The sequence below is a fragment of the Streptomyces sp. NPDC051211 genome, assembly GCF_040689505.1.
GTDB lineage: Bacteria > Actinomycetota > Actinomycetes > Streptomycetales > Streptomycetaceae > Streptomyces.
In genome coordinates this window covers 106,106-121,354 of record NZ_JBFBAV010000005.1, presented here as the reverse complement: position 1 = coordinate 121,354, position 15,249 = coordinate 106,106, and the positions used below count along the sequence as shown (strand labels likewise).

15 protein-coding genes and 1 pseudogene are annotated in these 15,249 nt (G+C 72.4%); 12 read left to right on the top strand and 4 right to left on the bottom strand.

Annotated features, from left to right (window positions below; all coding sequences use genetic code 11):
- Positions 1-393: 393 nt before the first annotated feature.
- Genes AB0447_RS08000 through AB0447_RS07990 form a run of 3 tightly spaced genes read left to right on the top strand, consistent with a single transcriptional unit; the run spans position 394 to position 2,877 of the window.
- Positions 394-870 carry a hypothetical protein gene (locus tag AB0447_RS08000; protein WP_366475684.1) on the top strand — a complete coding sequence of 159 codons (477 nt, stop codon included), beginning with the start codon at positions 394-396 and terminating at the stop codon, positions 868-870.
- 2 nt (positions 871-872) lie between these two features.
- The gene (locus AB0447_RS07995; protein ID WP_366475683.1) at positions 873-2,081 is read left to right on the top strand and encodes an MAB_1171c family putative transporter; all 1,209 of its coding nucleotides are present in this window, start codon (positions 873-875) and stop codon (positions 2,079-2,081) included.
- 7 nt (positions 2,082-2,088) lie between these two features.
- Complete coding sequence (locus AB0447_RS07990) at positions 2,089-2,877, top strand: SDR family NAD(P)-dependent oxidoreductase (RefSeq protein WP_366475682.1); 789 nt, start codon at positions 2,089-2,091, stop codon at positions 2,875-2,877.
- Here AB0447_RS07990 and AB0447_RS07985 read toward each other — a convergent pair.
- Complete coding sequence (locus AB0447_RS07985) at positions 2,874-4,511, bottom strand: ABC-F family ATP-binding cassette domain-containing protein (protein ID WP_366475681.1); 1,638 nt, start codon at positions 4,509-4,511, stop codon at positions 2,874-2,876. The two genes, AB0447_RS07990 and AB0447_RS07985, sit on opposite strands and share 4 nt — an antisense overlap.
- Positions 4,512-4,617: 106 nt before the next feature.
- On the opposite strand from AB0447_RS07985, the gene AB0447_RS07980 reads away from it, so the two are divergent.
- Together AB0447_RS07980 and AB0447_RS07975 are read left to right on the top strand one after the other, a co-directional pair.
- A complete protein-coding gene (locus tag AB0447_RS07980) occupies positions 4,618-5,580 on the top strand; it encodes a GlxA family transcriptional regulator (protein ID WP_366475680.1) in 963 nt (320 codons plus the stop codon).
- Between the two features lie 70 nt (positions 5,581-5,650).
- Entirely contained in the window at positions 5,651-6,274 is a 624-nt protein-coding gene (locus AB0447_RS07975) for a DJ-1/PfpI family protein (RefSeq protein ID WP_366475679.1), read from the top strand.
- Here AB0447_RS07975 and AB0447_RS07970 read toward each other — a convergent pair.
- The gene (locus AB0447_RS07970; RefSeq protein WP_366475678.1) at positions 6,271-7,038 is read right to left on the bottom strand and encodes an enoyl-CoA hydratase-related protein; all 768 of its coding nucleotides are present in this window, start codon (positions 7,036-7,038) and stop codon (positions 6,271-6,273) included. The genes AB0447_RS07975 and AB0447_RS07970 overlap by 4 nt on opposite strands.
- 78 nt (positions 7,039-7,116) lie before the next feature.
- Here AB0447_RS07970 and AB0447_RS07965 point away from each other — a divergent pair, with 78 nt between their 5' ends.
- Both AB0447_RS07965 and AB0447_RS07960 read left to right on the top strand, forming a co-directional pair.
- Positions 7,117-7,827 carry an HdeD family acid-resistance protein gene (locus tag AB0447_RS07965; RefSeq protein WP_366475677.1) on the top strand — a complete coding sequence of 237 codons (711 nt, stop codon included), beginning with the start codon at positions 7,117-7,119 and terminating at the stop codon, positions 7,825-7,827.
- Positions 7,828-7,957: 130 nt separating this feature from the next.
- A complete protein-coding gene (locus AB0447_RS07960) occupies positions 7,958-8,413 on the top strand; it encodes an ATP-binding protein (protein WP_366475800.1) in 456 nt (151 codons plus the stop codon).
- Between the two features lie 31 nt (positions 8,414-8,444).
- Here the strand turns inward: AB0447_RS07960 and idi are convergent, their stop codons facing one another.
- Both idi and AB0447_RS07950 read right to left on the bottom strand, forming a co-directional pair.
- Positions 8,445-9,044 (bottom strand): isopentenyl-diphosphate Delta-isomerase, encoded by a 600-nt coding sequence (gene idi, locus AB0447_RS07955; RefSeq protein ID WP_366475676.1) that lies wholly within the window; start codon positions 9,042-9,044, stop codon positions 8,445-8,447.
- Positions 9,045-9,189: 145 nt separating this feature from the next.
- Positions 9,190-9,678, bottom strand: a pseudogene (locus AB0447_RS07950) (N-acetyltransferase); the annotation flags it as partial.
- A gap of 286 nt (positions 9,679-9,964) precedes the next feature.
- Between AB0447_RS07950 and AB0447_RS07945 the strand changes: the two are divergent.
- From AB0447_RS07945 to AB0447_RS07925, 5 genes are read left to right on the top strand one after another with little or no spacing between them, the layout of a single operon-like run.
- Complete coding sequence (locus AB0447_RS07945) at positions 9,965-11,779, top strand: DUF5941 domain-containing protein (protein WP_366475675.1); 1,815 nt, start codon at positions 9,965-9,967, stop codon at positions 11,777-11,779.
- Positions 11,776-12,528, top strand: coding sequence for a phosphocholine cytidylyltransferase family protein (locus tag AB0447_RS07940; RefSeq protein WP_366475674.1), 753 nt, complete (start codon positions 11,776-11,778; stop codon positions 12,526-12,528). The genes AB0447_RS07945 and AB0447_RS07940 overlap by 4 nt, the downstream gene beginning before the upstream one ends.
- Positions 12,516-13,577 carry an iron-containing alcohol dehydrogenase family protein gene (locus tag AB0447_RS07935; protein WP_366475673.1) on the top strand — a complete coding sequence of 354 codons (1,062 nt, stop codon included), beginning with the start codon at positions 12,516-12,518 and terminating at the stop codon, positions 13,575-13,577. Before AB0447_RS07940 ends, AB0447_RS07935 begins: the two co-directional genes overlap by 13 nt.
- A complete protein-coding gene (locus AB0447_RS07930) occupies positions 13,555-14,334 on the top strand; it encodes a CDP-alcohol phosphatidyltransferase family protein (protein WP_366475672.1) in 780 nt (259 codons plus the stop codon). Before AB0447_RS07935 ends, AB0447_RS07930 begins: the two co-directional genes overlap by 23 nt.
- Positions 14,331-15,215, top strand: coding sequence for a glycosyltransferase (locus AB0447_RS07925; RefSeq protein WP_366475671.1), 885 nt, complete (start codon positions 14,331-14,333; stop codon positions 15,213-15,215). The genes AB0447_RS07930 and AB0447_RS07925 overlap by 4 nt, the downstream gene beginning before the upstream one ends.
- Positions 15,216-15,249: the final 34 nt, after the last annotated feature.

Here is a 15,249-nt window from a genome sequence, read left to right as displayed (position 1 = left end):
TCGCAAGGCGGAGAGGCTCCCGATTACTGGACGTCCTCGGGTGCCTCGACAACGCGGCGAGGTGCGGTGCCGGGCGGCGCGGGTCAGGCAAGATCCGGAAGAGACGGCCTAGGGGTGTCCGGCGGATCAGGGTCGGCCCGGCCATGATCCGCCGGACATCCCCCGGCGCTGACGGGTGGCCGAATAGGCACCACGGATGCGGACGGTCCTTGCCAGGCTCCCCGCAAGATCGGTAAGCATGACGGAGCGCCCGTCCGCCGCACGGCGGACGGGCCCTCATGAACTCCCCTCAGGACCGCACTCCGCGAGGCCGCCTCGAAGGCTGAGGACGTCATGCCACCATCCGCACCCGCCTATCACCGCTGCCCGGGAAAGGGTCCGAAGAGGGAGCACATGCCATTCCGGCAACTGAAACTGCGCCGGCGCTGCGAAACGATTCTCGGCCATCTGGATCTGACGGATCCTTTCTCCGTCGACGGACTCTGCGCCCGCCTGGCCGAGCAGCGGGGCCGCCCGATCCGCCTGCACCCGCTGCCCAAGGAAGCCGCCGAATCCGGCGTCTGCGGACTGTGGGTCGGCACCAGCAGCGTCGACTACGTCTTCTACGAGGCCCAGACCTCCCCGCTGCACCGCGAGCACATCGTGCTCCACGAGCTCGGCCACATCCTCTTCGGGCACAACGCACTGGAGGGTGAGGAGAACGGCACCGGCATCCCGGCCGCCCTCGGCCGCACCAACTACACCACCCGTCAGGAGCAGGAGGCCGAGATGCTCGCCAGCATGATCCGCAGCCGGGCCGGCCTGCCCGGCCCGGGCGGCGGACCCGGCGGCACCCTGGAACGCCTCGAGACCGCGATGGGCGTGCGATAGCCATGACCTCCGGCATAACCGCCCTGGGCGACTGGCTCGCCGTCCCCGCCGTGGTCTGTCTCTGGGCCGCGGTCCTGATCCGCACCCGCTCCGCCGTCCGCTGCCGGGAGCAGCGCGGCCTCCTGCTGGCCGTCGCCACCGCGGCCGCCGCGATGACCCTCAACCTGCCCGCCGTCGTGGACTACGCGATGCGCAACCCGGGCCACGGCCACACCGTCGGCCTGACCCGCAACCTCATCGGTGTGCTCTCGGCCGGCGCCGTGCTCTACTTCGTCGCCGCCACCACCCGCGGCCGCCGCCTCCAACGCGCCGCCTGTGCCGCCACCGTGGCCTACCTCGGCACGCTGGTCGCCCTGGACCTGGCCGCCCCCTCGCACGGCACCCACACCATGCCCGCGCACGGCGACCCGGTGCCCTCCACGGCCTACTGGCTGGTCCTGATCTCCGCGCACCTGCTCGCCAACACCGTCTGCGTGTCGGTCTGCTGGCGCTACAGCCGCCGCACGGACAGCCCCGGACTGGCGGCCGGACTCTGGCTGTTCGGCCTGGGCACGGCGCTCGCCGGACTGTTCTGGCTCGCCTACCTGTTCAAGGCGCTGTACGCGACGGTCTGGCCGATGCCGTACCTGCCGCTGCTGATGAACCTGCACGGCCTGCTGCGGGCCGCCGCGCTCCTGGTGCCCGTCCTGTTCCTGCTCCGCCGTACCCTGGCCGACTCCGCCACCGCCTGGCGGCTGTGGCCGCTCTGGCGCGACCTGGTCCAGGCCGTGCCGCACGTGGTCCTCACCCGGGCCCGGGGCAGCCGGCTCGCCGAGCTGCTCTGGCCGCCGGTGCCCCGCACCCTGCTGGCGTACCGGAAGGTCATCGAGACCCGGGACGCGATCCTCATCCTCAACGAATACGTCGCCCCGGGTGTCCCGGAGCTGGCCCGCGGCCATGTCGCGGAGGCCGGGATCCCCGGCCCGCTCCAGGACGCGGCCGTGCTGGCCTGCGTACTGAAGGAGGCGCGGCAGGCGAAGCTGGCCGGGCTGCCGCAGCAGCAGGGCGAGGAGTCCCCCGTGTACCTGTCGGCGGCCGCCGCGGCTCCCGAGGGCAGCGGTCTCGACGAGGAGAAGCAGTTCCTCGTCGCCGTCGCGCAGGCCTACGGCTCGCCGGCCACCGGCAGCTTCAGCCCCGCACTGCCCGTACCTCCCGCACCACCCAGGAAGTGACGTTTCCTTGACCACCGTACTGATCACCGGCGCCAGCGCGGGTCTCGGCGCCGCCTTCGCCCGCGGCTTCGCCGCCAAGGGCTGCGACCTGGTCCTGGTCGCCCGTGACACCGACCGCCTGAAGGCGGCCGCCGAAGCGCTCACCGGCACCTTCGGCATCGAGGCCGAGGTCCTGACGGCCGACCTGCTCGACCCCGGGCAGTGCCGCACCGTCGCCGACCGCCTCGCCGACCCGGCCCGCCCCGTCGACATCCTCGTCAACAACGCCGGATTCGGGCTCCCCGCCCCCTTCCCGTACAACCCGGTCGAGGACGAGGAGCGGATGCTCGACCTGCTGGTCAAGGTTCCGCTGAAGCTCACCCACGCGATCGTGCCCGGCCTGCGCGAGCGCCGCCGCGGCGCCGTGCTCAACGTCTCCTCGGTGGCCGGCCTGCTGCCCACCGGTACCTACGGGGCCGCCAAGGCCTGGATCACCGCGTTCAGCGAATCGCTGCGGGTGGACCTGGCCCCGTACGGGGTCCGGGTGCTGGCGGTGGTGCCGGGCTTCACCCGCACCGAGTTCCAGGAACGCGCCGGCATGGACGTCAGCGCCCTGCGCGACTCCGTCTGGCTGGAGGCCGACGCGGTGGTCGCCCAGGCCCTCAAGGACCTGGGTCTGCGCCGCCCGCTCAGCATCACCGGCTGGCGCTACAAGGCGTACGCGCAGGCCGTCCGCCACCTCCCGCGCACCCTGGTGGCCGGGAAGATGGCCCGCACCCGCCGTCCTCCCGCGGACACCGCTGCAGACGCCTCCTAGGCCTCGGCGACCCGGCCGTCCGCGACCTGCAGGCGGCGGGTCGTCCGGACCGCGTCCAGCATCCGGCGGTCGTGCGTGACCAGCAGCAGGGTGCCCTCGTACGCCTCCAGGGCGGACTCCAGCTGCTCGATGGCCGGCAGGTCCAGGTGGTTCGTCGGCTCGTCCAGCACCAGCAGGTTCACCCCGCGCCCCTGCAGCAGCGCCAAGGCGGCGCGGGTCCGCTCGCCCGGGGACAGGGTGGCTGCCGGGCGCAGCACATGGGCGGCCTTCAGGCCGAACTTGGCGAGCAGGGTGCGCACTTCGGCCGGCTCGGTGTCCGGGACGGCCGCGCAGAAGGCCTCCAGCAGCGCCTCGTCGCCGAGGAACAGCCCGCGGGCCTGGTCGACCTCGCCGACCAGCACCCCCGAACCGAGGGTGGCCGAACCGGAGTCCAGCGGCAGCCGGCCGAGCAGGGCGGCGAGCAGGGTGGACTTGCCGGAACCGTTGGCCCCGGTGATCGCCACCCGGTCCGCCCAGTCGATCTGCAGGCTCGCCGGGCCGAACCGGAAGTCCCCGCGCCGGACTTCGGCCTCGCGCAGGGTGGCGACCACCGAGCCGGAGCGCGGGGCCGCCGCGATCTCCATCCGCAGCTCCCACTCCTTGCGGGGCTCCTCGACCACGTCGAGCCGCTCGATCGCGCGCTGGGTCTGGCGGGCCTTCGCGGCCTGCTTCTCGCTCGCCTCGCTGCGCAGCTTCCGGCCGATCTTGTCGTTGTCGGTGGCCTTGCGGCGGGCGTTGCGGACGCCCTTGTCCATCCAGTTGCGCTGCATCTGGGCCCGGCCTTCGAGGGAGGCGCGCTTGTCGGCGTACTCCTCGAACTCCTCGCGGGCGTGCCGGCGGGCGGTGTCCCGCTCCTCCAGGTAGGCGTCGTAGCCGCCGCCGTAGAGGTTGATCTGCTGCTGGGCCAGGTCGAGTTCGAGGACCTTGGTGACGGTCCGGGCCAGGAACTCGCGGTCGTGGCTGATCACCACCGTGCCCGCGCGCAGCCCCTTCACGAACTGCTCCAGCCGCTCCAGACCGTCCAGGTCCAGGTCGTTGGTGGGCTCGTCGAGCAGGAAGACGTCGTACCGGGAGAGGAGGAGTGAGGCGAGACCGGCACGGGCCGCCTGGCCGCCGGACAGCGCGGTCATCGGCAGGTCCAGGCCCACCGCCAGGCCGAGGTCGTCGGCCACCTCCTGGGCCCGCTCGTCCAGGTCGGCACCGCCCAGGTCCAGCCAGCGGTCGAGCGCGGTCGCGTACGCGTCGTCGGCGCCGGCGACCCCGTCCACCAGGCCCTGGGTGGCCGAGTCCAGGTCCGCCTGGGCCGCGGCCACGCCGGTGCGCCGGGCCAGGAACACCCGAACCGACTCGCCGGGCCGGCGCTCCGGCTCCTGCGGCAGGTGCCCCACGGTCGCGGCCGGCGGGGACAGCCGCAGCTCGCCGTGCTCCGGGGTGTCGAGACCGGCCAGCAGCCGGAGCAGGGTGGACTTCCCGGCGCCGTTGACGCCGACCAGCCCGATGACGTCCCCGGGGGCGACCACGAGGTCGAGCCCGGAGAAGAGGGAGCGCTCGCCGTGTCCGGCGGCGAGTTCCTTGGCGACGAGGGTTGCAGTCATGATCTGGCGATCCTATCGACCCCGACCGCGGCCCCCGCGCCGCGATGGCAGCATAGGTGGGACCCCCGTCATTGCGGCCATCGGCGGGCCGGAACACCATGGAGTCATGCCACTGCGAAACGTGCTCGTCGTCCTCTACGACGGCGTGCAGAGCCTGGACGTGACCGGGCCCGTCGAGGTGTTCGCCGCGGCCGTCCACTTCCCTCAGGCGGCGGGCGGCTACCGGATCCGGACGGTCTCGCCCGGCGGCCTGCCGGTCCGGACGAGCAGCGTGCTCACCCTGGTCCCGGACGGGGCCCTGGAGGACGCCGAGCCCGGCGCGGACACCACGGTGCTGGTGCCCGGCGGGCAGTACTCGGGGGACTTCGACCGGCGGCTCACCGACTGGCTCCGCGCGCACGGGGGTCGCGCGGGCCGGCTGGTGTCCGTCTGCACCGGCGGGCTGCTGCTCGCCGAGGCGGGGCTGCTGGACGGCCACCGTGCCACCACCCACTGGAACGCCTGCGAGCGGATGGCCCGCGACTACCCGGCGGTGCGGGTGGACCCGGACCCGATCTACGTCCGCGACGGCAAGGTGGCCACCAGCGCCGGGGTCACCGCCGGGATCGACCTGGCGCTGGCCCTGGTGGAGGAGGACCTGGGGCGGGACGTGGCCATGACCATCGCCCGGCACCTGGTGGTGTTCCTGCGCCGCCCGGGGAACCAGGCCCAGTTCAGCGCCCAGCTGGCCGCCCAGACCGCGCGGCGCGAGCCCTTGCGGGACGTCCAGCAGTGGATCACCGAACATCCCGGCGAGAACCTGAGCGTCGAGGCCCTCGCCGCCCGGGCGGCCCTCTCGCCCCGGCACTTCGCCCGGGCCTTCCAGGCGGAGACCGGGGTCACCCCGGGCCGCTACGTGGAGCGGGTCCGGGTGGAACACGCCCGCCGCCTGCTGGAGGACAGCAGCGAGGGCGTCGCCCAGATCTCGCGCGCCTGCGGCTACGGCAACCCCGAGGCCCTGCGCCGCGCCTTCGTCCGCACGATGGGGCAGCCGCCCGCCGAGTACCGCCGCCGCTTCGGCAGCCGCTGACAGCACCGCCCACCGCCCACCGCCCACCGCCCACCGCACCCGCAGCTCCACCGACCCTTACGGAGGACACATGCAGATCGCGATCCTGCTCTACGACAAGTTCACCGCGCTCGACGCCATAGGGCCCTACCAGATGCTCAGCCCCCTCCCGGATGCCGAGACCGTCTTCGTCGCCGAGCGGCCCGGACTGGTGCGCGACGACACCGGGGCGTTGGCGTTCCAGGCCGACAAGGGGTTGGACGAGGTGGTGCGGCCGGACATCGTCGTCGTGCCCGGAGGGCCCGAGACGGCCGCCCAACTGGAGAACGCCGCCGTCCTGGACTGGCTGCGGGCCGTCGACGCCGGGAGCACCTGGACCACGTCCGTCTGCACGGGGTCGCTGATCCTCGCCGCCGCCGGCCTGCTCGAGGGGCGGCGGGCCACCAGCCACTGGATGTTCCTCGAGGAACTGCGCGCCTACGGTGCCGAGCCCACCGGAGACCGGGTCGTCTTCGACGGGAAGTACGTCACCGCCGCCGGAGTGTCCTCCGGCATCGACATGGGGCTGACGCTGGTCGGCCGGATCGCGGGCGACGAGTACGCGCAGACGGTGCAGCTCATGACCGAGTACGACCCCCAGCCGCCCTATGACGCGGGCTCGCCGGCCAAGGCCCCGGCCGGCCTGGCCGACAAGCTGCGCGCCGCCTTCGGCTAGGAGCTTTCGGAGCTCTCGCCGGGCGGCACCGTCCAGGTGAACCGCGGCTCGCGCCGCTCCAGGAACGCGGCGACCCCCTCCGCGGTGTCGCCGCTGCCCGCCGCCTGGCCGGCCCAGTAGGCGTCGCGGTCCGGCCGCCCGTCCGCGAACTCCTTGGCCGCGGCCTGGGTGAGCAGCGAGCGGCCGGCCAGGACCGCCGTGAACTCGGCGACCCGCTTGTCCAGGTGGCCCGGGGCGAGCACCTCGTCCACCAGCCCGGTCCGCAACGCCCGATCCGCGTCGATCAACTCCGCCGAGAACAACAGGTACTTGGCGGCCGCCGGCCCCACCAGCGCGGCCAGCCGCCGGGTGGAGGACGAGGGGTACACGATGCCGAGCCGCGCCGGGGTCACCCCGAACAGCGCGCCCTCCTGCGCGAACCGCAGGTCGCAGGCGGCGGCCAGCTGCGTGCCGCCGCCCACGCAGTGGCCGCGGACGGCAGCCAGGGTGGGCTTCGGGAAGGCGGCGAGGGCTTCCTCGGCGGCGACGGCGAGGGCCTGCGGGTCGTCGGACCCGGTCAGCGAGGAGATGTCGGCGCCCGCGCAGAAGGTGCGGCCCTCCCCGGTGAGGACCAGCATGCGCACCGCCGGGTCGGCCGCGTACCCGGCGAGCAGCTCCGGCAGGGCCCGCCACATCGCGGCGGTCATCGCGTTCCGCTTGGCCGGATGGGAGATGACGATCGTGGCGACCCCGTCCGTGACGGAGTGCAGCAGCTGCGCGTCCATGCCGCGAATCCTATGATCAATACAGTCGGTCGAAACAGTCGGTCCGGCGTCCGGGGGGTGCGGCAAGGAGGCACGTCCATGGGCGCAGACCGTCCCGAGGCGCAGAATCAGGACAAGCAGAGGCTGCAGGACAGGCAGAAGCCGGAGAGTCAGAAGCGGGACCAGCAGAAGCAGGAACAGCGGAAGCTCAACCGCAGCTTCGGCCTGCTGGCCGTGCTGGGGGTGATCCTGGTCCTGGCCGGTCTGGTCGGCCTCGTCTACACGGGTGTGGCCACCCTGACCACCATGTTCCTCTTCGGCTGGCTGCTGCTGATCGGCGGCGTGGTCGGGCTGCTCCAGGCCGTCCAGTCCCGGGGGAACAATTCCTTCTGGCTCGCCGTGATCGTCGCCGCGATCAACATCGCGGCCGGCTGCGTGGTGCTGCTCCGTCCGGAGGCCAGTGCCGAGGCGCTCACCATGTTCGCGGCGCTGCTCTTCCTCACCGGCGGGGTGTTCCGGCTGGTCGGCGCCCTGGTGGTGCGCGGCACGACTTTCGGTCTGATGCTGGTGCAGGGCGCCTTCGGGGTGCTGCTCGGCGTGCTGATCCTGGCCGAGTGGCCGGGCAGCAGCCGGTACGTGATCGGTACGTTCTTCTCGCTCGCCCTGTTGTTCGACGGGCTGAGCCTGATCGCCCTGGGCATGGGGGCGCGCCGCATCCTGGGTCTGGTCAGGGAGGACGAGCCGGCCGGGGGCTCGGCTCCGGGCGCAGATGTGACGGGCACGGCGGGTCAGGAACGGTCCAACAACTGACTCTGTCATAAACCAGCGGTCAGAAAGTGCCCGAAAGGCGCTGACTTCTGGTCAGCGGTCCGGTCCGGAGCAGCCCGTTCCCCACTCTTGACGCGTGGAGACGATCGAGCGTGAAGACGGGGGCCGGAAGATGGACGTCAGCGGGAGCGCCCCGCCAGCCCAATACGAGGGAGTGTGGCGGTTCACTGCTCCCGCGAAAGAAGAATCCGTTCCCCAGGCCCGGCGCGCCGTCCGGGACCTGCTCGGCCGGCAGGGCGTGCCCGCCGACCGGGACCTGGTGTACTCCCTGCTGCTGATCGTCTCCGAGCTGGTCACCAACTCGGTGCGGCACGCGGCCCTGCTCTCGCCGGAGGTCGCGGTCGAGGTGGCCATCGGCCGGGAGTGGGTACGGGTGGCCGTCGAGGACAACCACCCCTACCGCCCCAAGGCGCTGGAAGCCGACTTCGGCCAGACCGGCGGCCGCGGCCTGCTGCTGGTCCGCGAGATCACCCGGGAAGCGGGCGGTGTCTGCGACGTCGAGCACACCTCGACCGGCGGCAAGGTGATCTGGGCGGCGCTGCCGCACAGCGGGACCCAGCGGATCTAGCGGGCCCGGCAGGCACCGGCCGCCGGCGCGGCTACCAGCCCGCCGCGTCCCCGGTCAGCTCGCGGATCGCCGGCCGGGCCGCGTCCAGCACGGTCATGAACCAGGCCGAGAACGGCGCCTCGGCATGCCGCTTCTCCAGCTCCTCCGCGGTCACGAACGCGGTGTCGCCGACCTCCTCCGGGTCGGGGCGCAGTGCTGCCTGCGCGAGTCCCACGAAAAGGTGGTTGTACTCCTGCTCCACCAGCCCCGACGCCGGGTCCGGATGGTTGTACCGGACCGTGCCCGCCTCGGCGAGCAGCGACGGGGACAGTCCCAGCTCCTCGTGGGTGCGCCGGGCGGCGGCCGCGAAGGGCGATTCGCCGGGGTAGGGGTGGCCGCAGCAGGTGTTCGACCAGACACCGGGGGAGTGGTACTTCCCCAGGGCCCGCTGCTGGAGCAGCAGCCGCCCCTGCTCGTCGAAGAGGAAAACAGAGAAGGCCCGGTGCAACTGCCCCGGAGCCTGGTGCGCGGACAGCTTCTCCGCCGTGCCGATGGTATTGCCCGCCTCGTCGACCAGTTCGAGCATGATCGGTTCCTGCGGGGCGGTGCCGTATGACGCGGGGTTCGCGGCGGTGGCTGGTGTGATCGGCATGACCATCCTTCGCTTCGGACTATGGCCTTCAGTCTGCCGCACAAATGCGGCTTGTCCGCACTTCGGCCATCCGCGCATGTCCCTCCGCTGTCACGTGCTATGCGCACGGAAAAGGTGGGTACGGAAACGGCAGAACCGGAACCGGTCAGACGCCGAACGGCGCGGGGTAGCGGATGGTGCCTGCCGGGACCGGCACGCGGTCGTCGAGGACCAGCGCCATCATCGCCTCGTCGGGCACCTCGAAGGGCGCCCGGATCCCGTACCGCGAAGCCGGCACGAACCCGAACCGCGGGTAGTACTCCGGGTGCCCCAGGACCAGCACCAGGCCCTCGCCGCACTCGCGTGCCGCAGCCAGCAGAGCCCGTACGACGGAACTGCCCGCGCCCGAGCGCTGCACCGCCGGGTCGACGGCCACCGGAGCCAGCGCCAGCGCCGGCACCCCGTCCACCGTGCAGCGGGTCAGCAGCGCGTGCGCCGCGACCGAGCCGTCAGGTCCCTCGGCCACGTACGACAGCCCGGGCAGCCAGGAGGCATCGGTGCGCAGCGCGTCGACGAGGTCCGCCTCCAGCGGGGTCTCGAACGCCGCCAGATTGACGGACCGGACGGCCCGGGCATCGGCCGGGGCCTCCGGCCGGGCCGGCCAGGCGAAAGCTTCGTGAAGAGAATCGTCGGTCAACGTGAACCCTCCGTCCCATCCCCGCTCACGTCGGCCATTGCGACGTTTCGTACAGGCCTTACGGCACTCGTACGCCTCTGCGGCCACCGTAACACCCAGGCGGTTTGTGGTCGGTCGCCTGGATCGTCAATGATGATCAAGCGGTGGAGGGTCCGGGCGTGAACGGGGGGTGAACCCCAGCTTCCATTCATCGGATAGCCTCTGCCGACGTGCCGCCGCCCCCACGAGGCGCCCGTTCCAAGGAGTGAGTTCGTCGCCGACCGCCATCCTCGCCGGCCCGCCGGTTCCCGGATCACCGCTCGAAGGCGACCTCCGCTCCCTCGGCTTCGAGGTCCGCGCCGTGCCCGATCCGGACGGCACCGCCGCCGCGCTGGCCGCCGTACCCGCCGATCAGCGGGTGGCCGTGGTCGACAGCGGCTTCGTCGGACACGTCCACGCCCTGCGGCTGGCCCTCACCGACCCGCGCTTCGACGCCTGCGCCGTCACCGGCGCGCTGTCCGTCCAGCCGGCCGCCCGCGCCGCCCTGGACCGGGCCGTGACCCGCGTCACCGTCCCCGCCGCCCCCGCCGGGCAGGCCGGCCCGTACGCCGCCGAGCTGGCCGGCGTACTGGAGGCGGAGGGCACCGCCGTACAGCGGCCGGAGCTCGGCACCCTGGTCGCCGCCGTCCCCGGCACCGAGCAGGAGCACGCCGAGGCCCGGGCCGCCGTCGCCGCCGTGGACGACGAGGCGGTCCGCCTGCGCACCGCCGTGAAGTCCCGCGACGGCTTCTTCACCACCTTCTGCATCAGCCCCTACTCGCGCTACCTCGCCCGCTGGTGCGCGCGCCGCGGCCTCACCCCCAACCAGGTCACCACCGCCTCGCTGCTCACCGCGCTGATCGCGGCCGGCTGCGCGGCCACCGGCGACCGCTGGGGCTACGTCACGGCCGGCGTGCTGCTGCTCCTCTCCTTCGTCCTGGACTGCACCGACGGGCAGCTGGCCCGCTACTCGCTCCAGTACTCGACGATGGGCGCCTGGCTGGACGCCACCTTCGACCGGGCCAAGGAGTACTCCTTCTACGCCGGCCTGGCCCTGGGCGCCGCCCGCAACGGGGACGACGTCTGGGCCCTGGCGCTCGGCGCGATGATCCTCATGACCTGCCGGCACGTCGTGGACTTCGCCTTCAACGAGGCCAACCACGACGCCACCGCCAACACGAGCCCGACCGCCGCCCTCTCCGACCGGCTCGACAGCGTCGGCTGGACGGTCTGGGTCCGCCGCATGATCATTCTTCCCATCGGCGAGCGCTGGGCGATGATCGCGGTCCTGACCGCAGTGACCACCCCGCGGATCGTGTTCTACGCCCTGCTGATCGGCTGCGCCTTCGGCGCGCTCTACACCACCGCCGGCCGGGTGCTGCGCTCCCTGACCCGGAAGGCCGCCCGCACCGACCGGGCCGCCCGCGCCCTCGCCGACCTGGCCGACACCGGCCCGCTGGGCGAGCTGGTCGCCGGAGCCCTGCGCCGGCTGCCCACGTACACCGCGCCCGCCTTCCTGGCGGGCGGGGCCGGCGGGGTGGTCGCCCTGCTCGCCGCCGCGTACCTGCTGCCGTTCGGCTCCCCGCTGCTGCTCGTCTTCGCCGGTCTGTACGTGCTGACCGCCGGAGCCGCCGTCGCGCAGCCGCTGAAGGCGCCCCTGGACTGGCTGCTGCCTCCGCTGTTCCGCGCCGCCGAGTACGGCACCGTCCTCATCCTGGCCGTCAAGGCCGACGTCCCCGGCGCCCTTCCTGCGGCATTCGGACTGGTCGCGGCGGTCGCCTACCATCACTACGACACGGTGTACCGCATTCGCGGAGGCACCGGCGCGCCCCCGCACTGGCTGGTGCGGACGATCGGCGGCCACGAAGGCCGGGTCCTGCTGACCGCGGTCCTGGCGGCCGTCCTCGCGCGCAACACGGACTTCCCCGTCGCGCTCACGGCCATGGCCGGGTTCGTGGCACTCGTGGTGCTTGTGGAGAGCATCCGCTTCTGGGTCTCCGCCGGAGCACCCGCCGTACACGACGAAGGAGAACCAGCATGATCGGCCTTGTCCTCGCTGCCGGTGCCGGACGCCGTCTGCGTCCGTACACCGACACCCTGCCCAAGGCCCTCGTGCCCGTCGGCCCCGAGGGCCAGGAGGAGAGCCTCACGGTCCTCGACCTGACCCTGGGCAACTTCGCCGAGGTCGGCCTCACCGAGGTCGCCATCGTCGTCGGCTACCGCAAGGAGGCCGTGTACGAGCGCCGCGAGGCCCTGGAGGCCAAGTACGGCGTCGAGATCACGCTGATCGACAACGACAAGGCCGAGGAGTGGAACAACGCCTACTCCCTGTGGTGCGCGCGTGAGGTCCTCAAGCAGGGTGTGATCCTCGCCAACGGCGACACCGTCCACCCGGTCTCGGTCGAGAAGACCCTGCTCGCCGCCCGCGGCAACGGCCAGAAGATCATCCTCGCCCTCGACACGGTCAAGAACCTGGCCGACGAGGAGATGAAGGTCATCACCGCCGACGGCAAGGGCGTCCAGAAGATCACCAAGCTGATGGACCCGGCCGGCGCGACCGGCGAGTACATCGGCGTCACACTGATCGAGCCGGAGGCCGCCGAGGCCCTCGCCGACGCACTGAAGACCACCTTCGAGCGCGACCCCGACCTCTACTACGAGGACGGCTACCAGCAGCTCGTCAACGACGGCTTCACGGTCGACGTGGCCCCCATCGGTGACGTCAAGTGGGTCGAGATCGACAACCACGACGACCTCGCCAAGGGCCGGACGATCGCATGCCAGTACTGACGAGGCTCATCCCCTCCCCGGTCGTCGTCGACATCAGCCGCGGGGCGATGGACAAGCTGGACGGCATCCTCGCCGACCAGCGGATCTCCGCGTCCGGCAAGCTGGCGATCGCGATCAGCGGCGGTTCCGGCCAGGCGCTCCGCGCCCGGCTGGAGCCGGCCCTGCCGCACGCCGACTGGTACCCGGTCGTCGACGGCACCATCGACTCGGCGGTCAAGCTCGCCGACGACATAAAGGGACGCCGCTACGACGCCGTGGTGGGGCTGGGCGGCGGCAAGATCATCGACGTGGCGAAGTACGCCGCGGCGCGGGTCGGGCTGCCGATGGTGGCGGTCGCCACCAACCTCTCGCACGACGGGATCTGCTCGCCGGTGTCCATCCTGGACAACGACAACGGCCGCGGCTCCTACGGCGTGCCCACGCCGATCGCCATGGTGATCGACCTCGATGTGATCCGCGAGGCGCCCTCCCGGTTCATCCGGGCCGGCATCGGCGACGCGATCTCCAACATCTCGGCGATCGCCGACTGGGAGCTCTCGCACAAGGTCACCGGGGAGTCCGTGGACGGCCTGGCCGCCGCGATGGCCCGGACCGCCGGCGAGTCCGTGCTCCGCCACCCCGGCGGCTGCGGCGACGACGAGTTCCTGACGGTCCTCTCCGAGGCCCTGGTCCTCTCCGGCATCGCCATGTCCATCAGCGGGGACAGCCGTCCCTCGTCCGGTGCCTGCCACGAGATCAGCCACGCCTTCGACCTGCTCTACCCGGGGCGCTCCGCGCTCCACGGCGAGCAGGTGGGCATCGGCGCCGCCTTCGCCATGCACCTGCGCGGCGCCCGGGATCACTCCGGGCTGTTCGTCGAGGTGCTGCGCAACCACGGCATGCCCGTGCTGCCCGAGGAGATCGGGTTCAGCGTGGACGAGTTCGTCGCGGCCGTCGAATACGCCCCGCAGACCCGCCCGGGACGCTTCACCATCCTGGAGCACCTCAACCTGTCCGAAGCCGATATCAGGGACGCGTACGCCGACTATGCCAAAACCATCCGTAGCTGAACTCCGCCCCGTCGTGCATCCGGCAGGCGTGAAGGACCGGCGCAGCGGAGAGCACTGGGGCGGCCGCCTGTACATGCGCGAGATCTCCCTGCGCATCACCCGGCTGCTGGCGAACACCAAGGTCACGCCGAACCAGCTGACCTACCTGATGACCCTCGCCGGTGTCCTGGCCGCCCCTGCCCTGCTGGTGCCGGGCATCTGGGGTGCCGTCCTCGGCGTGGTGATGGTTCAGCTCTACCTGCTGCTCGACTGCGTCGACGGGGAGCTCGCCCGCTGGAAGAAGCAGTACTCGCTGTCCGGGGTGTACCTGGACCGGGTCGGCGCCTACCTGTGCGACGCGGCGGTCCTGGTCGGCTTCGGCCTGCGCGCCGCCGACGTGTGGGGCACCGGGCGGATCGACTGGCTGTGGGCCTTCCTCGGCACCCTCGCGGCGCTCGGCGCGATCCTGATCAAGGCCGAGACCGACCTGGTCGGGGTGGCCCGCCACCAGGGCGGTCTGCCGCCGGTCCAGGAAGCCGCGGCCGAGCCGCGCTCCTCCGGCGTGGCGCTGGCCCGCCGGGCCGCCGCCGCACTGAAGTTCCACCGGCTGATCCTCGGCATCGAGGCCTCCCTGCTCATCCTGGTGCTGGCGGTGCTGGACCAGCTCCGGGGCGACCTGTACTGGTCCCGGGTCGGCGTCGCCGTGCTGGCCGCCATCGCGCTGCTGCAGACGGTGCTGCACCTGGTGTCCGTCCTCGCGTCGAGCAGGCTGCGATGAGCGCCCCGATGCGCCTCGGCGCGGTGATCATCACCATGGGAACCCGGCCCGACGAGCTCAAGGCGCTCCTCGACTCGGTGGCCCGGCAGGACGGGGACCCCATCGAGGTCGTCGTGGTCTGCCAGGGCGTGAAGCTCGACGGTCTCCCCGAGGGCGTCCGCACGGTGGAGCTCCCGGAGAACGTGGGCATCCCCGCCGGCCGCAACGTGGGCATCGAGGCCTTCGGCCCCGGCGGCCGCGAGGTGGACGCCCTGCTGTTCCTGGACGACGACGGGCTGCTGGAGCGCACCGACACCGCGGAGCTGTGCCGGCAGGCCTTCGCCGAGGACCCCCGGCTCGGGATCATCAGCTTCCGGATCGCCGACCCGGAGACGGGCTCCACCCAGCGCCGGCACGTACCGCGCCTCGGGGTCTCCGACCCGATGCGGTCCTCCCGGGTCACCACCTTCCTGGGCGGCGCGAACATCGTCCGCACCGCGGTCTTCCAGCAGGTCGGAGGCCTGCCGGACGATTTCTTCTACGCGCACGAGGAGACCGACCTGGCCTGGCGGGCCCTGGACGCCGGCTGGATGGTCGACTACCGGGCCGACATGGTGCTGCTGCACCCGGCCACCTCCCCCTCCCGGCACGCGGAGTACCACCGGCTGGTGGCCCGCAACCGGGTGTGGCTGGCCCGCCGCAACCTGCCGGCCCCGCTGATCCCGGTGTACCTCCTGGTGTGGGTGCTGCTCACGCTGGTACGCCGCCCCGAGAAGGCCGCACTCAAGGCCTGGACCGCCGGGTTCCGGGAGGGCTGGAAGACTCCCTGCGGTTCCCGGCGGCCGATCAAGTGGCGGACCGTATGGCTGCTGACCCGGCTGGGCCGACCGCCCGTCGTCTGACAAGCTCGGCTCTGGGACCATGGGCGTCGTACCC